The sequence below is a fragment of the Nonlabens tegetincola genome, assembly GCF_002954355.1.
Taxonomy (GTDB): domain Bacteria; phylum Bacteroidota; class Bacteroidia; order Flavobacteriales; family Flavobacteriaceae; genus Nonlabens; species Nonlabens tegetincola.
On sequence record NZ_MQVV01000010.1, the window covers coordinates 232,744 to 251,142 of the forward strand.

The 18,399-nt window shown below is 33.0% G+C and carries 22 protein-coding genes and 1 tRNA gene; 15 read left to right on the forward strand and 8 right to left on the reverse strand.

The window, feature by feature from the left end:
- Positions 1-31 precede the first annotated feature (31 nt).
- From BST93_RS01575 to BST93_RS01600, 6 genes are all read left to right on the forward strand, one after another.
- Complete coding sequence (locus BST93_RS01575) at positions 32-1,666, forward strand: S41 family peptidase (protein WP_105017834.1); 1,635 nt, start codon at positions 32-34, stop codon at positions 1,664-1,666.
- A complete protein-coding gene (locus BST93_RS01580) occupies positions 1,663-2,772 on the forward strand; it encodes an OmpA family protein (protein WP_105017835.1) in 1,110 nt (369 codons plus the stop codon). Before BST93_RS01575 ends, BST93_RS01580 begins: the two co-directional genes overlap by 4 nt.
- Positions 2,773-2,774: 2 nt before the next feature.
- Positions 2,775-3,104 carry an ArsR/SmtB family transcription factor gene (locus tag BST93_RS01585; protein WP_105017836.1) on the forward strand — a complete coding sequence of 110 codons (330 nt, stop codon included), beginning with the start codon at positions 2,775-2,777 and terminating at the stop codon, positions 3,102-3,104.
- Positions 3,105-3,171: 67 nt separating this feature from the next.
- Positions 3,172-4,128, forward strand: coding sequence for an L-threonylcarbamoyladenylate synthase (locus BST93_RS01590; protein WP_105017837.1), 957 nt, complete (start codon positions 3,172-3,174; stop codon positions 4,126-4,128).
- A 16-nt stretch (positions 4,129-4,144) separates the two neighbouring features.
- Positions 4,145-4,456: a DUF6660 family protein gene (locus BST93_RS01595; protein WP_085775456.1), complete on the forward strand. Its 312-nt coding sequence runs from the start codon at positions 4,145-4,147 to the stop codon at positions 4,454-4,456.
- Between the two features lie 54 nt (positions 4,457-4,510).
- Positions 4,511-6,715, forward strand: coding sequence for a TonB-dependent receptor (locus BST93_RS01600; RefSeq protein ID WP_105017839.1), 2,205 nt, complete (start codon positions 4,511-4,513; stop codon positions 6,713-6,715).
- A 42-nt stretch (positions 6,716-6,757) separates the two neighbouring features.
- On the opposite strand, the gene BST93_RS01605 is transcribed toward BST93_RS01600, so the two are convergent.
- The 5 genes from BST93_RS01605 to BST93_RS14440 all read right to left on the reverse strand — a co-directional run bounded on the left by BST93_RS01605 (position 6,758) and on the right by BST93_RS14440 (position 8,955).
- A complete protein-coding gene (locus BST93_RS01605) occupies positions 6,758-7,198 on the reverse strand; it encodes a GNAT family N-acetyltransferase (RefSeq protein ID WP_105017840.1) in 441 nt (146 codons plus the stop codon).
- A gap of 5 nt (positions 7,199-7,203) precedes the next feature.
- Complete coding sequence (locus BST93_RS01610) at positions 7,204-7,464, reverse strand: hypothetical protein (RefSeq protein WP_105017841.1); 261 nt, start codon at positions 7,462-7,464, stop codon at positions 7,204-7,206.
- Positions 7,465-7,516: 52 nt separating this feature from the next.
- Positions 7,517-7,795 carry an acetyltransferase gene (locus BST93_RS01615; RefSeq protein WP_105017842.1) on the reverse strand — a complete coding sequence of 93 codons (279 nt, stop codon included), beginning with the start codon at positions 7,793-7,795 and terminating at the stop codon, positions 7,517-7,519.
- Positions 7,796-7,853: 58 nt separating this feature from the next.
- Positions 7,854-8,285: a ribose 5-phosphate isomerase B gene (gene rpiB, locus BST93_RS01620; protein WP_042276713.1), complete on the reverse strand. Its 432-nt coding sequence runs from the start codon at positions 8,283-8,285 to the stop codon at positions 7,854-7,856.
- A gap of 544 nt (positions 8,286-8,829) precedes the next feature.
- Positions 8,830-8,955 carry a hypothetical protein gene (locus BST93_RS14440; protein ID WP_258150461.1) on the reverse strand — a complete coding sequence of 42 codons (126 nt, stop codon included), beginning with the start codon at positions 8,953-8,955 and terminating at the stop codon, positions 8,830-8,832.
- A 153-nt stretch (positions 8,956-9,108) separates the two neighbouring features.
- Between BST93_RS14440 and rnr the strand changes: the two genes are divergently transcribed.
- From rnr to BST93_RS01640, 5 genes are all read left to right on the forward strand, one after another.
- Complete coding sequence (gene rnr / locus BST93_RS01625; protein ID WP_105017843.1) at positions 9,109-11,319, forward strand: ribonuclease R; 2,211 nt, start codon at positions 9,109-9,111, stop codon at positions 11,317-11,319.
- Positions 11,319-11,486 (forward strand): DUF8622 domain-containing protein, encoded by a 168-nt coding sequence (locus BST93_RS14915; protein ID WP_490036448.1) that lies wholly within the window; start codon positions 11,319-11,321, stop codon positions 11,484-11,486. Before rnr ends, BST93_RS14915 begins: the two co-directional genes overlap by 1 nt.
- A 427-nt stretch (positions 11,487-11,913) precedes the next feature.
- A complete protein-coding gene (locus tag BST93_RS01630) occupies positions 11,914-12,588 on the forward strand; it encodes a head GIN domain-containing protein (RefSeq protein ID WP_105017844.1) in 675 nt (224 codons plus the stop codon).
- A 95-nt stretch (positions 12,589-12,683) separates the two neighbouring features.
- Positions 12,684-13,361 carry a LysE family translocator gene (locus tag BST93_RS01635; protein ID WP_105017845.1) on the forward strand — a complete coding sequence of 226 codons (678 nt, stop codon included), beginning with the start codon at positions 12,684-12,686 and terminating at the stop codon, positions 13,359-13,361.
- Position 13,362: 1 nt separating this feature from the next.
- Complete coding sequence (locus BST93_RS01640; RefSeq protein ID WP_105017846.1) at positions 13,363-13,596, forward strand: hypothetical protein; 234 nt, start codon at positions 13,363-13,365, stop codon at positions 13,594-13,596.
- 31 nt (positions 13,597-13,627) lie between these two features.
- On the opposite strand, the gene BST93_RS01645 is transcribed toward BST93_RS01640, so the two are convergent.
- Positions 13,628-13,698: transfer RNA gene (locus BST93_RS01645), tRNA-Cys, on the reverse strand.
- Positions 13,699-13,773: 75 nt separating this feature from the next.
- A complete protein-coding gene (folB, locus tag BST93_RS01650) occupies positions 13,774-14,130 on the reverse strand; it encodes a dihydroneopterin aldolase (RefSeq protein WP_042276724.1) in 357 nt (118 codons plus the stop codon).
- A gap of 64 nt (positions 14,131-14,194) precedes the next feature.
- Here folB and BST93_RS01655 point away from each other — a divergent pair, with 64 nt between their 5' ends.
- The 4 genes from BST93_RS01655 (at position 14,195) to BST93_RS01670 (ending at position 17,083) form a co-directional block, all read left to right on the forward strand.
- Positions 14,195-15,871 carry a glutamine--tRNA ligase/YqeY domain fusion protein gene (locus tag BST93_RS01655; RefSeq protein WP_105017847.1) on the forward strand — a complete coding sequence of 559 codons (1,677 nt, stop codon included), beginning with the start codon at positions 14,195-14,197 and terminating at the stop codon, positions 15,869-15,871.
- A 276-nt stretch (positions 15,872-16,147) separates the two neighbouring features.
- The gene (locus BST93_RS14600; RefSeq protein WP_308736846.1) at positions 16,148-16,324 is read left to right on the forward strand and encodes a YtxH domain-containing protein; all 177 of its coding nucleotides are present in this window, start codon (positions 16,148-16,150) and stop codon (positions 16,322-16,324) included.
- A 204-nt stretch (positions 16,325-16,528) separates the two neighbouring features.
- Positions 16,529-16,870, forward strand: coding sequence for a hypothetical protein (locus BST93_RS01665; RefSeq protein WP_105017848.1), 342 nt, complete (start codon positions 16,529-16,531; stop codon positions 16,868-16,870).
- 6 nt (positions 16,871-16,876) lie between these two features.
- Positions 16,877-17,083, forward strand: a complete 207-nt coding sequence (locus BST93_RS01670) for a DUF6327 family protein (RefSeq protein ID WP_060523484.1) — start codon at positions 16,877-16,879, stop codon at positions 17,081-17,083.
- 236 nt (positions 17,084-17,319) lie between these two features.
- Here the strand turns inward: BST93_RS01670 and BST93_RS01675 are convergent, their stop codons facing one another.
- Positions 17,320-18,288, reverse strand: coding sequence for an SPFH domain-containing protein (locus BST93_RS01675; protein WP_105017849.1), 969 nt, complete (start codon positions 18,286-18,288; stop codon positions 17,320-17,322).
- Positions 18,289-18,399: the final 111 nt, after the last annotated feature.

Here is an 18,399-nt window from a genome sequence, read left to right on the forward strand (position 1 = left end):
CCTATTGAGTAAGGATAAGAATTAACAAGTAATGAAATTATTAAAACGTAAAATAATCATTCCTATAATTGCTGTTATAGGAGTTTTCTCACTAGTTAGTTTTCAAAATGACTTTTTTGAAATTGCTAAGCAAATAGAAATTTTCAACGAAATGTATAAACAGATCAACATGAACTATGTTGACGAGACTAATCCAGGCGATCTTATGGATAATGCTATTGAAGGCATGATGGATGAGCTAGATCCCTATACAAAGTACTGGACAGAACAAGAAGTTGAAAAATCAAAAATTAATAGACGTGGAGCTTATACCGGTATAGGTGCTAGTGTATTAACTAAAGATGATAAAATCATAATAGTAGAACCGTGGAAAGATTATCCAGCAGACAAGGCTGGTCTAAAAGCAGGAGATGAAATTATAAGTATAGATGCGGTTCAAATTTCTGATTATAAGGACAACGCCGGTGATTTATTAAAAGGATCTCCTGGAAGTGAGCTCAAAGTAGTTTACAGAAGACAAGGCAATTTACTGAATGCGACACTTAAAAGAGCTGCGGTAGATATACATGCTGTCCCTTTTTATGATATGGCTACTCCTGAAATAGGTTACGTTGTACTCTCTAAATTCAATGAAAAAGCTAGCAGAGAGACAAAAGCTGCTATTAAAGAACTTCAAGAAAAAGGTGCTCAAAAAATAATCCTAGACCTACGAGGTAATCCAGGTGGTTTATTAAGTGAGGCTGTAAATGTGTCCAACCTTTTCATTCCAAAAGATAAATTAATTACCAGTACTAAATCTGTTGTTCCAGAATACAACAAAACGTACCTGACCAAACGTAATGAGACATTTGAAGGTATGCCAATTGCTGTGCTTATTAATGGTCGCAGCGCGAGTGCAAGTGAAATTGTAAGTGGTAGTATACAAGATTATGATCGTGGAGTAATAGTAGGTGCACGTAGTTTTGGTAAAGGTCTTGTGCAACGCCCAAAAAAGCTGAGTTATGGAACACAAATTAAAATTACCATTTCTAGATATTATACACCTAGTGGTAGATGTATACAAGCACTAGATTATTGGAATCGAGATGAAGATGGAAACGCCGTACGTACCAAAAAAGAAGATTACAATGCCTTTAAGACTGTAAACAGTGGTCGTACAGTGTATGATGGTGGTGGCGTTGATCCAGATATAAAGCTTGCTAGCTCGGCCTATTCACCCGTTACCACTACCCTTCTTAAAGAAAATGCGATTTTTGATTATGCTACGGACTACTATTACCAACATCAGTTCTCTGATATGAATGAGATCAAACTAACTGATAAGGATTTTAATGATTTTGTTGCTTGGTTAGAAAAAAGAGGATTTGATTTTGATACTGATACTGAATCCGCTTTCGCGAAAGCATATAAAACAGCAGTCAAAGAAGAACTGGACGACGACATTGCAACCACTTACAAAGCAATGAAACAAGCTATCAAACAAGCAAAAAAGAAAGATATATTAGATAAAAAACCTGAAATCATGAGTTTGCTAACTGATGAAATTGTAAAGAGATATTTTTACAAAGAAGGATTATACCAGTATCAAATAAAATACAGCCCAGAAATAAAAACTGCTATAGAAGTGCTTGAAGACGAGAATCGCTACAACAATATATTAAAATGATAAACCGTTATTGCACCCTATTATTCCTATTGACAAGTCTGTTTTCTTTTTCACAAATTCAAGAACAACACAGCGTTTATTTTGATGTAGATAAAGATGAATTCAGTTTTAGTGAAGGAAGACAACTCAATGCTTTTTTTGACAATTTACTGTACAAACCTATTCTAGATGTAAAAATTCTTGGTTACTGTGACGATCGTGGTAGTTATGAGTACAATATGGATTTATCCAATAGAAGGGTAGAAACTGTAGCAAACTGGCTGAAAAATCATGATATTCAAACGGATCATATTTCTAAAATTATAGAAGGCCGTGGTGAAGTTGCACTAGAAAAGAATTCACAAGAATCACTGGAAAATGAACGGGCACAAAATAGGCGTGTAGACCTCACCTTTACCTTGCGCAAGGAATATGTTGATCGTATTGAAATTAAGCAGTTAGAACGCAGCAAACTCACTCAAAAACAAAAAGAATTCATCGATGAATATGAAGAAAAAGTAGTCGATAAAATTATTAATGAACCAGATAGTAAAGAATCTATTCCCGTATTGCCTCTTAACAATTCTATAGACAAGGAAGATGAAATAACAGCAGTAAAGGTTAATAAGAATACTAAAGCAGCAACCACTGCTGCAAATACACCAGAAGAGCAAGATGAATACCTAGATATTCCTACAAAACTTGATCCACCTATTGATAATACTAAAGAGCCTTTCAAAAGTTTACTACGTAAGAATATTAAAAAAGGCGAAATAATTAGATTAGAAAACGTACTGTTTTATAAAGGTCGTTCAAAACTTATAGAAGAATCACAGCCTATTCTAGAACGTATCGCCGAGATATTACTCGCCAGGGAAGATATCGAATTTGAAATTCACGGTCACGTATGTTGTATAAATCCCGCGTATAAAGATGCTTACAATAGAGATACTAAAAAAACCAATTTATCTGTTGATAGAGCAAAGACCATTTTTAAAAAATTAAGAGAACGAGGAATTGATCCTAGAAGGATGAAATTTAAAGGATTCGGTAGAACCAAACCTCTAGGTGGACCCGATAAAAACGATCGTCGTGTCGAGCTTTATATTACAAAAATTAACAAGTAAACATGGGTATTACCAAAACTGAATTATATACAGATAAACAAGTTAATCTTGCTGCGGTGTTTAAAGCACTGGGACATCCTGCTAGAGTAAGTATTTTAGAATATTTATTTAAAGTAGAATCTTGTGTGTGCGGTGATATAGTTGATGAAATAGGTCTGGCCCAAGCTACCATCTCACAACATCTTGTAGTGTTAAAAAATGTAGGGATTATTCAGGGAACCGTTACTGGGACAAGCGTTTGTTATTGTATTGACAAATCAAAGTGGCTAGAAATCACAGAATATATTGAACCTTTCTTGAATTCTAGTACGTTAGATACGGAATGCTGTTAGGCTTAAATATTAATTTTTACTTGAGGTTTTTACTCCGATATTTGCCTAAAATTTGTAAAAGAATCCAATGACCGAAGTGTCTTCAAATATATCAAGGGCAGTAGACCTACTTAATCAAGATAAACTAGTCGCCATTCCAACTGAAACTGTTTACGGTCTGGCAGGTAATATATATAGTGAAAAAGCCATAAAGGGAATTTTTGAAATGAAGCAACGACCTTTATTCAATCCCTTAATTGTGCATATTTACGATGTTAGACAAGTAAGAGAACTTACTACTGATTTTCCAGAAAAAGCTCAAAAACTTGCTCAGAAATTCTGGCCTGGATCACTTACTCTCATTTTACCAAAAAATGAGAAAGTCCCTAATCTAATAACCGCAAATAAAAACAGTGTAGGAATTAGGATGCCAGATCATTCAGTGACTCTAGAATTGCTAGCACAATTAGAATTTCCACTTGCAGCGCCTAGTGCAAATCCTTTTAGTAGAATAAGTCCTACCACTGCCCAACATGTGAAGGATTATTTTAATGATAAACTAGAGCTAGTACTAGATGGTGGACCTTGTAAAAATGGTATAGAATCGACAATAGTAGGTTTTGAAAATGAGGAACCAGTCATCTATAGATTAGGTTCTATTTCTCAAGAAGAAATAGAAGAGGTTATTGGTAAGGTGAACATTAATAATCAGGAAAAAAATACACCTATTGCTCCTGGTATGGTAGAAAAACATTACGCTCCTAGGACCAAAACAGTGCTAGTAGAAAATGTATCAGACTACCTTCAAGCAAATAGGAATTTAAAAATAGGTATTTTATTACACGAGAAAATCGATGATGAGCAACTTGCCCATACCGTTAAATACCTTACCTCAACCAGCGATATTAAAGAAGCTGCTAGTTTATTGTATGCCAGCCTTCATGAATTAGATGCATTAAATCTAGATATCATTGTTGCCCAAAAATTCCCTGATTCAGGAATAGGGAAATCTCTAAACGATAGATTGACTAGAGCAACAAAGTAATGCTTACCTTTGACAAATGAAGTGGTTTTTTATTCTATTTTCCATGTACTTCCTAGCATTAAATATAATGCCTTGTGGTGATGGTGTAGAACATGATGACCACATTGAAATTGCTAGTGACGACGATGGCTGCGAGGATAATCATGAAGATTTGTGTTCCCCTTTTTGTATTTGTAATTGTTGTTCTGTTCAATTAGTATTTGAATTACCTTATATAACCCAGTTTCTATTTTCGGATAAAACTATTTTAGGTGATAATCACTACAAATCACCTTATTCTATTATTTATCCAGATTCAGAAATTGATCCTCCAAGAGTATTAAGTTAAATCCAACTTCAGGCTATAAATCGCCTTTATTTTAACTTAAATACACTCATAAACATGAATAAATATTTGTGCAGTATTATACTGCTATTAGGTGTTTACGCTTTCGCGAAAGCGCAATCACAAAATTCTCAAAACACAATTACCGTAACCGTTGTATCCCAATTGGATCAAGAACCTTTATTAGGTGCCAATATTTTTATCAAAAGTCTTAAAAAAGGTTCTATGACAGATATAAATGGTGTTGCAACCCTGGAAAATTTAGAAGATGGAACCTATGAATTAAGCATAAGTTACGTAGGGCATAAAACGCAAATTATCACAATTAATTTACCATCTCAATTAGAATATCGTGTAGTTCTAGAAGAAAGTAAAGCTCAATTAAACGAGGTGGTTATTCAGTCTACACGTAGTACGCGAACCTTTAAACGTACTCCTACTAGAATCGAATTTATAGGTGGTGAGGAATTAGTAGAAAAAAATGCGATGAACAGTACTAATATTTCAATGGTATTAAGAGAAAGTACAGGTATCCAAATGCAACAAACCTCTCAAAGTAGTGCAAATCAATCTATAAGAATTCAAGGTCTAGATGGTAGGTACACGCAGCTTTTAAAGGATGGTTTTCCCCTATACAATGGATTTGCTGGTGGTTTAAGTATTATGCAAATACCGCCAGTTGATATCAAACAATTTGAGATTATTAAAGGTAGTTCGTCTACTTTATACGGTGCAGGAGCTATTGCAGGTCTAGTCAATATTCAATCAAAAACTCCAGGTGAGGAAAAGGATATGGACATCATGATTCAAGGTACCCAAGCTCTTGGTGCAACTGCCAATGTTTTTTATAGTGATCGTAATGAAAAATGGGGAACTACCTTGTATGCCTCGGCTAATTTGCAAGAAGCATATGATCCAGATGGAGATGAATTCTCAAACCTACCAGAAACTAAGTCCATAACCTTAAACCCTAGACTTTTTTACTATCCAAGTGAGAGCAGTACCTTATGGGTAGGAATCAATACCACGTTTGACGATCGTACAGGTGGATTTCTGGACGCTATCGATAAAAAAAGTAATAGGTACACCCAAGTAAATACATCGAGCAGGATAAGCTCTCAAATAAGCTATGATCAGCAATTAAATGAAAATAGTAGCTTACAATTTAAAAACAGCATTTCATATTTTAATAGGGAACTTCAAACTCCTAATATTCTTTTTACCGGTGAACAAGTAAACTCATTTACAGAAGTTAATTACAAGCGTTCAGGCTTAAAGTCAGATTGGGTTCTAGGAGCAAATTTATATACCACCAATTTTGATGAAACCAGTATAAATGATAGAGATCAAAAGGATACTACAGTAGGTGCATTTATCAACAATGTAACAGACTTAAGTGATAGATGGATATTAGAAACAGGATTAAGAACAGACTATGCAATGGATTGGGGTTTATTTGCTTTACCTAGAGTTTCCCTTCTATATAAAGGCCCAGGAACTTTTACCAGTCGTTTAGGTGGTGGATTGGGTTATAAAATTCCAGATTTATTTACAGAAGAAGGTGAGATGCTTAATTTTAGCGGTATCTCAGGTATTAACAAAGATGAATTAGATGCAGAAACATCTTACGGAATTAATCTGGATTTTAATTATACCACTCCTATTACTGAACAGATTAATTTTTCTATAAATCAATTGTTTTATGCTACTGCTATTGACAACGGATTGTTATTAACCTCAACAGGTATGGATACTTATTCTTATCAAAATGCAGATGATATAACGTTAAGTCGTGGAGCAGAAACAAATATGAAGTTTACTTATAAAGATTTTAAATGGTTTTTAAATTATGCATTCATAGATACACAGCTTAATTTTCTTGATGGCAATCCTCAAAAACCACTTACTGCAAGACATAATGCTGGTACAGTTTTAATGTATGAAAATGAAGAATGGCGTATAGGTTATGAAGCTTATTACACAGGTAATCAATTACTTTCTAATGGGTTTGAAACTACTGATTATGTTACAATGGGACTTCTGGTTATGAAAAACTTCAAATGGGGTCATTTATTTACCAATTTTGAAAACTTTACGGATCGTAGACAATCTCGTTTTACTCCTACTTTAAATGTGAATTCAAACGGTATCCCTAGCTTTAATGAAATCTATGCTCCTACTGATGGTTTTATTTTTAGTATAGGTGTTATTTTAAAACCTTTTGGAACTATGGAACACCACGATGATCATGATGATCACTAACATAAAAAGCCCTTTTTAAAAAAGGGCTTTTTTTATTTACTTCTACAAGATTATTTTCATTTTTTGATGTGGAATTCCATCCTCTAAATATTCTTCACCAGTGGATTCAAAACCTAATTCTTTATAAAATTTATCTAGATAGCATTGAGCGCTTATTATAATGGTAGACCAGGATTTTTTATGAATATAATCCATACTTGCTTTCATTATTAATTTCCCATAAGATTTACCTCTAAATTCTGGATTAACAACTACTCTACCAATGCTTGATTGTTTAAAATAATCACCTGGTTTAAAAATTCTAGTATAAGCTACAATTGATTCATCATGATAACCTATAACGTGAATTGCAAGTTGATCCTTATTGTCGATATCTTGATAAACACAATCCTGTTCTACAACAAAAACCTGAGAACGTAACCGTAAAATTTGGTACAGTTCTATCGTATTTAATTCATCAAAGGTTTTTATACGTACTTGCATGTTTTTTAAAATTGTTTAGGTACAATTTTAGGTTTAGGTGGTTTTACACCTATCCTGATATCGGTAATTATTTTCTCTAGCATTTCACCAAATGATTCATCACCATTTGCCATTATTTCTTGTCGATGACTATCCAGATCATTTAATACTTGTTCTTTCTCCTTATCTTCATAACTGTCTAGCTCTCTCCATATTTCCATGAGTTTTTTCTCTGGATGTACTGCCGTGCGCAGTTGGTGAATTATAATAGTAGCTTCTTTTTTCATATTTCTACAGTATCCCTAGTATTGTATACAAGAGAAATTTAATTCTTAATCATTATTTGATTTTACCTCTGTAACGTAACGAGTTTTCGTTATGTTGTAAAAGTAGTCGTTGATCCCTACTATAACTTTTCAATAAATGAATTACGTAATCGAATTGATCGTCAGTGAGATGTTTATAAGCAGGTGCTGGTATTTTATCACGCCATTTTCCTTGTAAAACATTGTCTAATGCAATACGCCAGTAACAATGGTTATCAAAATTAAGTTCTGGATATTGTTTAGGTAACTGTTCACCTAATTCAAAATAAAGTTTACTATTTATTCTACTCATACCAATCAACCTTCCTTCTCGTAGTAGATAATTTAAATATAGCCGATGATAAAATAGGTTATGAACAAGCTATTTTATCAACCCTACGTTTGTGACGTCCACCTTCAAAATCAGTTTCAAGAAACGTCTTTACTAAGGCTATTGCTTGTGGTATTGAAGTGAAACGAGCTGGAATACAGATGATATTTGCATCGTTGTGCTCTCGTGATAATTGAGCAATTTCTTTACTCCAGCACACAGCGCCACGTACTTCTTTATACTTATTAACAGTCATTGATACACCTTGTGCACTACCACAAATAACTATTCCTTTTGAGGCTTTACCAGATACGATATCTTGCGCTACTTTATGGGCAAAATCTGGATAATCAACACTATCAAAACTATCAGTACCATGATTAGTGATTTCATAACCATTTTCTTTTAAGTAACCTACTATGGCATTTTTATATGCAGGTCCTGCGTGATCGTTTCCTATAGAGATGTTCATGTGACTAAATATTAAGTAACAAAGGTAAAAAAGCAGTAAGTTAAATGAGGTTATTAACACCTAGTAATTTTTGACTTTTATAAATCAATAATAACCTGTTAATAGTTTTTAATGAAATTATTTAGGATTTGTCAAATGCTTGTGCATATATACAGGATACTGAAACAACATCATTTTCTTATTAGTTTTTTCAATTTAGTTGTTAAATGTAAAATTGACGTTATTAACAGATTAATTTAATGTAAATAATATACAATTCATTGTGAATAATGGTTGTGAACAACTGTGAGTAAAACAGTTTAATTGGTTTAAAAATAGAAATTTAATTCTCTTATAACTTGTTTATAACTGCTGAAAGTTTCTTCTTTTTTGAAATAACAAAAAACGATTACCTAAATTTTACCGCTATTCACAAGCTATATTAATCACTATTTTTTATTTAAAAATTTTAAAAGAAAAATCTATGATATAATATATGTTAATAACAACTAGAAGAAGTAAAACTTTAAAAATTTAAGAAAGCAGAAAAAAAGAAAGGTATCTCTTAAAATGCCGTAGTGGCATTACTAGCATCAAGAGCAATAAAAATGAGAATAGCACATACTATAGCAGCTACTAGTAATATTCCTAGAAAAAAATAGATCGTAAACTTCTTATGTTTGAGAGACATTGTTTGGTTTAAACTATGTTTATATAACGTCTAAATTCATTTAAAGTTACACTTTTATTAAGGAATTTTTAAGATTTATTTATAATTTGTTCAATATTAATTATTTGTAAAGCAATTATGATTGAGTTGTATAAAGAGTAACTTTGTTTATATATGAAGAAAAAGAAATCACGAAAATCAAAGACCAAGTTTCAAAACTTAAGTCAAAGTGTTCTCAATATTTTAAAAAACGAACCCAATAAACTATTTAATTACAAACAGATATGCGCCAAACTAGGAATAAAAGATTCTAGTGGCCGCAATCAGGTAATTAAAAAACTACATCAATTAAAAGCTAAAGACAAGATTGAAGAAGTTGATCGTGGTAAATTCAAGATCATTAAAGCAATTGATTATTACACGGGAATTCTCGATGTAAGCTCTCGCGGCACCGGTTATGTTATAACCGAAGAATTACAAGAAGACATAATGATTCCTAAAAGATCCATCGGTCAGGCACTTGATGGTGATCAAGTTGAAGTCTATGTCTATCACCGTAGACGAGGACAACAACCAGAAGGTGAGGTTACTAAGGTACTACAGCGCAATAAAACAGAATTTGTGGGAACTATTGAAGTTCATGAAAAATTTGCATTTGTAAATATTGCAAACCCAAAAATAACTACAGACTTCTTTATTTCTAAAAGCAATATTAATGGTGCCAAGGATGGTCAAGTTGTACTAGTCGAGTTCTTAGAATGGAACGATAAACAAGATTCACCTAATGGTAAAGTAAAGGATATTCTAGGTGATCCAGGTGAGCATGATACTGAGATTCATGCCATTCTAGCGCAATACGGTCTTCCTTATGAGTTTCCTATCGAGGTTGAAAAGTTCACTGAACAGTTGGATAAAACCATAAGTAAGCAAGAAATTAACAAGCGTCGTGACATGCGCGAGGATCTCACCTTTACGATAGACCCTAAAGATGCAAAGGATTTTGACGATGCCTTATCATTTAAAGTCTTAGAAAACGGTAATTATGAAATAGGAATCCATATTGCCGATGTTTCTCACTACGTTAAACCAGGAACTGTTCTCGATGATGAAGCCTATGAACGTGCCACATCAGTATATCTAGTAGATAGAGTAGTACCCATGTTACCTGAAGTATTATCAAATGGTGTGTGTTCCTTAAATCCTCATGAGGACAAACTATGTTTTTCTGCAGTATTTGAATTAGACGATAAAGCAGTTATCCACAATCAATGGTTCGGTAGAACAGTTATTCACAGCGATCAGCGATTTGCTTATGAAGAAGCGCAACATATCATTGAAACGCAACAGGATGAAATACCTGAAGATATCTCGCTTTCGCGAAAGCGTACAAAAATACCTACTCTTATTGTTCAAGCCACTCTTAAACTTGATGAACTTGCTAAAATCATGCGAGCAAAGCGCATGCAATCTGGAGCATTGAGTTTTGATAAGACTGAGGTTAAATTTGATCTCAATGAAAACGATGAGCCAGTAGGTGTGTTTTTTAAAACCTCTAAAGACGCTAATAAATTAATTGAAGAATTTATGTTATTAGCCAATAAAAAGGTAGCAGAATTTGTAGGAAAGCGTACCGCAAAAAACGGCGATAAAAAGACCTTTGTTTATAGAATACATGATGAACCTAATGATGAAAAGCTTAATGCCCTTGCAGGCGTAGTAAAGAAATTTGGTCATCAATTAGACTTAAGAGATCGTAATAGAGTAACCTCATCACTTAATAAACTATTACATGATGTTAAAGGTGCTAAGGAGCAAAACATGGTTGATACCCTAGCTATACGGTCTATGTCAAAAGCTGTTTACTCTACTGATAATATTGGTCACTATGGACTAGCCTTTGATTATTATTCTCATTTTACGAGTCCTATAAGACGTTATCCAGATGTTATGGTTCACAGACTTTTACAACATTATCTAGATGGTGGAAAAAGTGCCGATGAAGAAGTGTATGAAGTAAAATGTGATCATTCTTCTAACATGGAAATGCTTGCTTCAAAAGCAGAAAGAGATAGTATCAAATACATGCAGGTCAAATACATGAAAAACCATGAAGATGAAGAGTTTTTAGGAGTTATTTCTGGTGTGACCGATTGGGGTATATATGTGGAGATTATTGAAAACAAGTGTGAAGGTATGATTAGGTTAGGTGATCTAGACGACGATAGTTATGAATTTGTTGAGGAAGATTTTGCTGTTGTAGGTAGACGTACTAAAAATACCTATACACTAGGTGACGAGGTTTATGTTAAAGTCAAAAACGCCGATTTAGTCAAGAAACAATTAGATTTTTGGATGGTTGGCAGTAAAGAACAGGTAGAATCCTAATGAAAACGAAAATTTGTCATACTTGTCAAAAAGATGACAATGTGATGTATCGTATTCAATTTTCAGGAAGTAATCAATGGGTTTTTTGTTGTAAGTCTTGTACACAACATCATCAATCTGATATTAATTACCGTTATGGAGGCACCTGGAAAGGCAACCGTCATTAATTAAAATGCATTTAATTATGTATTTAATCGATATTAATTGTATTTAATCTAATATTACTAGTCAGTATAATTCAATTTTAAAAGTAATCTGGAACTGGTAGATATTTGTATTGTAATTGAGAGTGGTTACTTAGTTACAACATTTTCATGGTTTTATGAAATAGAATATTTTCAATTAAGAAAGTTTTTTGGTTGGTTAGTAAAATCCCGTTATCCTCTTCAGGATGCGGGATTTTCTTTTAAAATTAATTATGCACGCATAATAGTTTGGCACGGGTTTTGGAAAGATATAGTTGAAGGTTATTAAGAGTAATTTTCATAAGTTTTTTGGTTGGTTAATGAAACAGCAGTCTTTTAGGCTGCTGTTTCTATTTATACAAACTGTAACATATTTATTTTTTGATTGTCTGTATATAAAATAACAATCATGAAATTTATAGTAAGCAGTTTAATTGTACTCTTCTCGGTAATAATAGTAGCCCAAAATCCTATTGAGGAAGACATGGGAAATTTTGATACAATAAAAACATTTGACTTAGTCAAAGTCAATTTAGTGAAATCTGATGTTAATAAACTAGTCATAACAGGCGAGGATGCCCAGGACGTAGAGTTTGTTTTAAAAAATAAAACTCTTAAAATCAGAATGAAAACGGAACGAATTTTTGATGGTCAAAATACCTTTATACACGTTTATTATAAAGATCTACAAACTATTGATGGTAATGAAGGATCAGTCATCGTAGTTAATGAATTAATGACTCAAAACAATCTTGAAATCAAAGTGCAAGAAGGAGCTAGGGTAGAAGCTGGTGTTGCGATTGAGCATTTGGATATAAGAGCAGTAACTGGTGGTATTGTTTCTTTAACAGGAGCAGCAAAAAACCAAAATATTGTTGTTAATACAGGTGGAATAGTTGAAAATGCAGGTTTAAAAACTGATGATTCTCGAGTTAAAATACAAGCTGGTGGTGAGGTTGAAGTGTATGCGAGTAATTACGTGAAAATTAGAATTAATGCCGGTGGCGATGTAATGATATACGGTAATCCAAATAATATTAATAAGAAAACTGTATTTGGAGGTCGTATTGAAATTGTGGAATAACGACGTTATATCGTTCATTAAACTTTAGTTTTCTTAACTATCATTTGATAAGCCTTAGGTTATCTATTATTTTTGAGCTATAACTGATTTGTTATATGCTAGAAGATATATATAGTGCTATCCCATTAGGTTTTGGTATGGCTTTTTTAATAGGGCCAGTGTTTTTTGCCTTATTAGAAACAAGCGCCATAAAGGGTTTTAGAGCTGCTCTAGCTCTTGATATAGGAGTCATACTAGCGGATATCATTTTTCTTCTAGTCGCCTATTTTATGACCTCTAGTATTTTAGAAAAATTAAAGGATGATCCTGCATTATACATTTTTGGTGGTAGTATTTTATGCATTTATGGAGTAATTTCCTTTATAAAAACCAAGAAAACATACCTTAAAGAAGTAGATAAAGGAGTTTTAATCGTACAGAAGAACAATTATTATTCCCTGTTTATCAAAGGATTTTTACTCAATTTTATCAATATTGGCGTTTTAGGTTTCTGGTTGGGATTGATTGTAGTATTTAGTCCTCAACTAGAGAATGATGAAAATCGTATACTGGTATTTTTCAGTACTGTTTTACTTACTTATTTCATTGTAGATTTATGTAAGATAGTATTAGCAAAAAGTTTAAATAGATACTTAACTCCACTTAGAATATTTTGGTTAAAAAGACTAATCGCTATTGTCATGTTAATATGTGGAGCAGTATTGATTATTAAAGGTGTATTTCCTCAAACCACAGTTATAATAGAAAATCAATTACCAGAATTACCACATTAAAATGAGATGGATTGCTTACGTATTAGGAGTTCTTGCAATTGGTTTTTTACAATTTATTTTATTTATAATTTTTGTTCCTGACTCTTGTGTGTACCACACACAATCGGACGAAAGACCCTTTTTAATTAAATACTGTTATGAAGGTGTTCATCCAACTCCAAATGTTTTAAATATTGTATTAACGATAGTAATCGGACTGGCATTAGGTCACTTTATCGCAAAACGTATTCAATAAAAAAATCCCCAGTAATTACTGAGGATTTTTGAGGTGCCAAGCGGATTCGAACCGCTGTAGTAGGTTTTGCAGACCCAAGCCTAGCCACTCGGCCATGGCACCTTGTGGACGGCAAAAATAGTAAAAAAGAACAGTTTTTAGGATATCAATCGATAAAATCTAAAAAGCTGTTATTCTTTATCTACTTTCTGACATTTCAATGATTACACTTTCAACGTCTCCACCTATAGGAGGATTTATTTTAGCTACTTGTACAGTAGCTTGTTGAACTAGTGGTTCTTCTTTAAAAATTCTATCTAGTATACGTTTTGCAACTTGCTCCAGTAATTTAGATCTTATTGCCATTTCCTCCTTAATAATTCTATTAAGGGAAACATAATCTACTGTATCTTTAAGGTGATCGGTTTGCGCACTTTTAGTTAAATCGGCACTTATTTCTAGATCCACTCTATAATCGCTACCTATACGTTCTTCCTCGTCTAGACAGCCATGGTTAGTAAAAACTCTAACGTTATTCAATTTAATTTTATGCATAGGGCAAAGATACATACCATTACTTATCTATAAATCTTAACTTTGCTTATAAAATAACATAGGGATGAGCGATAAAAAGCCAGCTAACTTTATAGAAGAGATAATTGAAGCAGATCTTGAAAACGGATTAAATCCAGATCATTTAAGATTTAGATTTCCACCAGAGCCTAATGGATTCTTGCACATAGGACATGCTAGTGCAATTTGCTTAAATTTTGGGTTAGGAGAGAAGTATAACAAACCAGTAAACTTAAGATTTGATGATACAAATCCTGCTAAAGAAGAATCTAAGTTTGTTGAAGCTATTCAAAAGGATATTGAATGGTTAGGTTATAAATGGGATAACCTATGTTACGCATCTGACTACTTCCAACAACTTTATGATTGGGCTATACAGCTTATAAAGGAAGGTAAAGCTTATGTTGATTCTCAATCAAGTGAACAAATTGCTGAACAAAAAGGTACACCTACACAACCTGGAACTAATAGTCCTTATAGAAACCGTAGTATAGATGATAATCTGAAGTTATTTGAATCTATGAAAAATGGTGAATTTGGCGAGTCTGAGCATGTACTAAGAGCTAAGATTGATATGGCATCTTCAAACATGCTTATGAGAGATCCTATCATGTATCGCGTTGTGAACAAACCACATCATAGAACAGGTAATGATTGGAAAATTTATCCCATGTATGATTGGACACATGGAGAAAGTGATTATTTAGAACAAATAACTCACTCATTCTGTACTCTTGAATTTTTACCTCATAGAGAGCTTTATAATTGGTTTCTTGACCAAATAGTAGATAAGGATAAGATACGCCCTAAACAACGTGAATTTGCCCGTCGTAACGTCTCTCATACAGTAACTTCAAAACGCAAACTTCAAAAACTCGTTGATGATGGAATTGTTTCAGGTTGGGATGATCCTAGAATGACCACCATTTCTGGAATGAGAAGAAGAGGTTATCCTGCTCAAGCAATCCGTAATTTTGCAGATTCTATAGGTATTGCAAAACGTGATAATCTAGTTGACATGAACCATTTAGAGTATTTCGTAAGAGATTATCTAAATAAAGAAGCTGACCGAGTGATGGCAGTTCTAGATCCAGTTAAATTAGTAATTACTAATTATCCTGAAGGTAAAGAAGAAATCTTACAAGCCGAAAATAGTCAGGAAGATGCATCTAGAGGATATAGAGAAGTACCTTTCTCAAAAGTACTTTATATAGAACGTGAAGATTATAGGGAAGAAGCTAATAAGAAATTCTTTAGATTAAAGAATGGAAAAGAAGTAAGACTTAAAAATGCCTATATTATTAAGGGTGAAGGTTGTGTAAAAGATGAAAATGGTGTCATCACTGAAATACATGCAACCTACGATCCAGAATCAAAAAGTGGTAGTGGCACTGAGGCCAGTATGCGTCGCGTTAAAGGAACCTTACATTGGGTAAGTGCAGCCCATGCTGTACCAGTTGAGGTAAGATTATACGATAGACTGTTTAATGTTGCACAGCCAGACGCAGATAAGGATGTGGATTTCATGCAATTCGTAAATAAAGAATCATTAAAAACTATCACAGCGTTTGGTGAACCAGCTTTAAAAGACTTAGAAGTAGGGAAAACGGTACAATTCCAGCGTATGGGTTATTTCTCAGTTGATAGGGATAGTACTTCAGAGAATCGAATTTTCAATAGAACAGTAACTCTAAGAGATACATGGGCAAAAATTGATCAATAGTTTTTCTTATAATTTGCTTCCTTTGACATGAACTTCATGATTCATGTCTGCAGTCGCGAAAACATACAACATAAAAGCATAATCGCTAAAAAGTCATTCAGTAATGGATGGCTTTTTTGGTTATAAATTGTATGATTTTAACAAAAATTGATAAATATTATATAGATTTTATGCTTTTTCATTGAATTAATCAAAATGCTTATATATCTATTAACGCTGTAAGCTGTAGGAGTAAGGTACATTTGTAATAACAAACAAATCAAAAAAAATATTACTATGGCAAAGACAGGAAATACGATTATAGCACTTGCAGCAGGAGCTGCTCTAGGAGCAATCGCAGGAATTTTATACGCACCAGAAAGCGGTAAAAAAACACGTAAAAAATTAAAAAAGAAGCTATTAAAGCAAAAGATACTTTTACAGAAAGTGCTCAAAGAACCTATGAACAAGTAGCAGCAAAAACTTCAGAAGTTCGTGGAACAGTAGGTGAAAGGATAGAAGAAGCACTATCTACAGCTAGTTATAAAGCAGATGATGCTATTGTCGCACTAGAAGAAAAACTAGAACAACTGCGTACACAAAACGCCAAATTACAAAAACCTAAATCGGTAAGCGGAGCGGTAAAAAAAGCTAAAGCGACTGTATAAAAACTAGATTTTGAGTTCTATTACAGACCAAATACAGGAATTTCAAGAGGCCAGTAAAAGCTATATTGAAACTACAATTGAATTTCATCGTTTACGATTATTCAAAGGTCTTACGTTGTTTTTAAGTAGCAGTGTTCACAAGCTTTTAAGTATTCTATTTATAACATTATCAGCGATCTTTTTAAGCACAGCAGTAGCCTTTTTACTAGGTGAAATATGGGAAAGTTACGCAATGGGCTTTTTTGCTGTAGGAATCTTCTACTTCATCATCTTTTTATTAGTTCTATTGTTAACTAAGAAGAAAATTGAAACTAATGTTATACAACGTACAAGTAAGAAATTTTTTAATTAAATATTCATGAAGGTTTACAATAATTTTGACGAGATAAATAAGGAGCTTAACGTTCTATCGTTACAAAAACAAATTCATGAAGAAACGATGAAGTTAAAAATAAATGAAGTTAAGGAAGAATTGAGTGCAGTTTCAATTGTTACTAATATGATATCGTCAATTGCAAAAAAAGCGGTAGTTTTAAAAATTGTAAATAAATTTTTAAGTCGTTAAATGAAAATAGGAAGTATCATTTACTTCATTCTTACACTAATAACACTTATAAGTTCCTCTTACTATTTTTATCTGATCTACGTGAGACATCATGAATCAGAAAATATATATCTAGTAAGTGGAATTTTTAATGTCATACTATTTTTCTTTTGTCTTTTTTTATGGATAAGAGAAATAACAAGAAAAGAAAAAAGCGAGACTAAGTAGTCTCGCTTTTATTTTTCAATCCAATAACTCTATTCTAAAGAGTCTGTTTCTTTAGAGTCTTTATTTTTTTTAGAGCTTTGTTTTTTCATTTGCTCACCAATTTGGGCGCTTGCAGTAAAGCTAGCAATCATGTTGTTAAGCATGTCGCTTCCTGCCTGTGGTGAATTAGGTAACAAAATAAGATTAGAATTTGTCTCTTCACCTATAGATTGTAACGTATCATAATGTTGAGTTACGACTATTAACGCACTGGCTTCTTGTGAATTAATCCCTACGTTATTCAATACATCAACAGATTCTTCAAGTCCTCTAGCGATTTCTCTTCGTTGATCTGCGATACCTTGACCTTGTAATCTTTTTGATTCAGCTTCCGCACGTGCTTTAGCAACGATTTTAATACGCTCTGCTTCCGCTTCGTATTCGGCAGCTACCTTTTCACGTTCCGAGGCATTAATACGGTTCATAGCGGCTTTAACTTGAATATCTGGATCGATATCAGTTACAAGTGTTTTAATAATGTCGTATCCATAATCCAGCATAGCCTCATTAAGTTCTCTTTTTACCGCAATTGCTATATCATCCTTCTTTTCAAAAACGTAGTCTAATTTCATTTTTGGAACTTCGGCACGTACCACGTCAAAAACGTATGATGTAATTTGATCATGAGGATTTTGAAGTCTATAAAACGCATCATAAACCTTATCTCTAATTACTTGAAATTGAACTGATACTTTTAGTCTAACAAAAACATCATCTTTGGTTTTGGTTTCGACAACTACATCTAGTTGTTGAATACGTAAATTAATCCTTCCAGCTACACGATCGATCACTGGAATTTTTAATTGTAATCCAGAATGACGCATGCTAGTAAATTTACCAAAACGTTCAATTACGGCTGCTGTTTGTTGTTTAACTGTAAAAAAAGCGCTCAATAAAATAATAAGAGCGATAACTCCTATAACGATAGGAACAATGGGAATTAATGGTAGTGTTATCATTTTGTATAAAGTAAATGGTTATGTAAAGGTAAGTGCTTATCTTGAGAATTTTAAAGGGCAATTGCCTTATAAAAATTACTCAAATAGTAACATATCTATATTATAGGTAGT

Excerpts from the sequence above, each read along its gene's own strand:
- BST93_RS01575 (WP_105017834.1), top strand. The coding sequence starts at position 32 with ATGAAATTATTAAAACGTAAAATAATCATTCCTATAATTGCTGTTATA.
- BST93_RS01580 (WP_105017835.1), top strand. The coding sequence starts at position 1,663 with ATGATAAACCGTTATTGCACCCTATTATTCCTATTGACAAGTCTGTTT.
- BST93_RS01585 (WP_105017836.1), top strand. The coding sequence starts at position 2,775 with ATGGGTATTACCAAAACTGAATTATATACAGATAAACAAGTTAATCTT.
- BST93_RS01590 (WP_105017837.1), top strand. The coding sequence starts at position 3,172 with ATGACCGAAGTGTCTTCAAATATATCAAGGGCAGTAGACCTACTTAAT.
- BST93_RS01595 (WP_085775456.1), top strand. The coding sequence starts at position 4,145 with ATGAAGTGGTTTTTTATTCTATTTTCCATGTACTTCCTAGCATTAAAT.
- BST93_RS01600 (WP_105017839.1), top strand. The coding sequence starts at position 4,511 with ATGAATAAATATTTGTGCAGTATTATACTGCTATTAGGTGTTTACGCT.
- BST93_RS01605 (WP_105017840.1), bottom strand. The coding sequence starts at position 7,198 with ATGCAAGTACGTATAAAAACCTTTGATGAATTAAATACGATAGAACTG.
- BST93_RS01610 (WP_105017841.1), bottom strand. The coding sequence starts at position 7,464 with ATGAAAAAAGAAGCTACTATTATAATTCACCAACTGCGCACGGCAGTA.
- BST93_RS01615 (WP_105017842.1), bottom strand. The coding sequence starts at position 7,795 with ATGAGTAGAATAAATAGTAAACTTTATTTTGAATTAGGTGAACAGTTA.
- rpiB (WP_042276713.1), bottom strand. The coding sequence starts at position 8,285 with ATGAACATCTCTATAGGAAACGATCACGCAGGACCTGCATATAAAAAT.
- BST93_RS14440 (WP_258150461.1), bottom strand. The coding sequence starts at position 8,955 with ATGTCTCTCAAACATAAGAAGTTTACGATCTATTTTTTTCTAGGAATA.
- rnr (WP_105017843.1), top strand. The coding sequence starts at position 9,109 with ATGAAGAAAAAGAAATCACGAAAATCAAAGACCAAGTTTCAAAACTTA.
- BST93_RS14915 (WP_490036448.1), top strand. The coding sequence starts at position 11,319 with ATGAAAACGAAAATTTGTCATACTTGTCAAAAAGATGACAATGTGATG.
- BST93_RS01630 (WP_105017844.1), top strand. The coding sequence starts at position 11,914 with ATGAAATTTATAGTAAGCAGTTTAATTGTACTCTTCTCGGTAATAATA.
- BST93_RS01635 (WP_105017845.1), top strand. The coding sequence starts at position 12,684 with ATGCTAGAAGATATATATAGTGCTATCCCATTAGGTTTTGGTATGGCT.
- BST93_RS01640 (WP_105017846.1), top strand. The coding sequence starts at position 13,363 with ATGAGATGGATTGCTTACGTATTAGGAGTTCTTGCAATTGGTTTTTTA.
- folB (WP_042276724.1), bottom strand. The coding sequence starts at position 14,130 with ATGCATAAAATTAAATTGAATAACGTTAGAGTTTTTACTAACCATGGC.
- BST93_RS01655 (WP_105017847.1), top strand. The coding sequence starts at position 14,195 with ATGAGCGATAAAAAGCCAGCTAACTTTATAGAAGAGATAATTGAAGCA.
- BST93_RS14600 (WP_308736846.1), top strand. The coding sequence starts at position 16,148 with ATGGCAAAGACAGGAAATACGATTATAGCACTTGCAGCAGGAGCTGCT.
- BST93_RS01670 (WP_060523484.1), top strand. The coding sequence starts at position 16,877 with ATGAAGGTTTACAATAATTTTGACGAGATAAATAAGGAGCTTAACGTT.
- BST93_RS01675 (WP_105017849.1), bottom strand. The coding sequence starts at position 18,288 with ATGATAACACTACCATTAATTCCCATTGTTCCTATCGTTATAGGAGTT.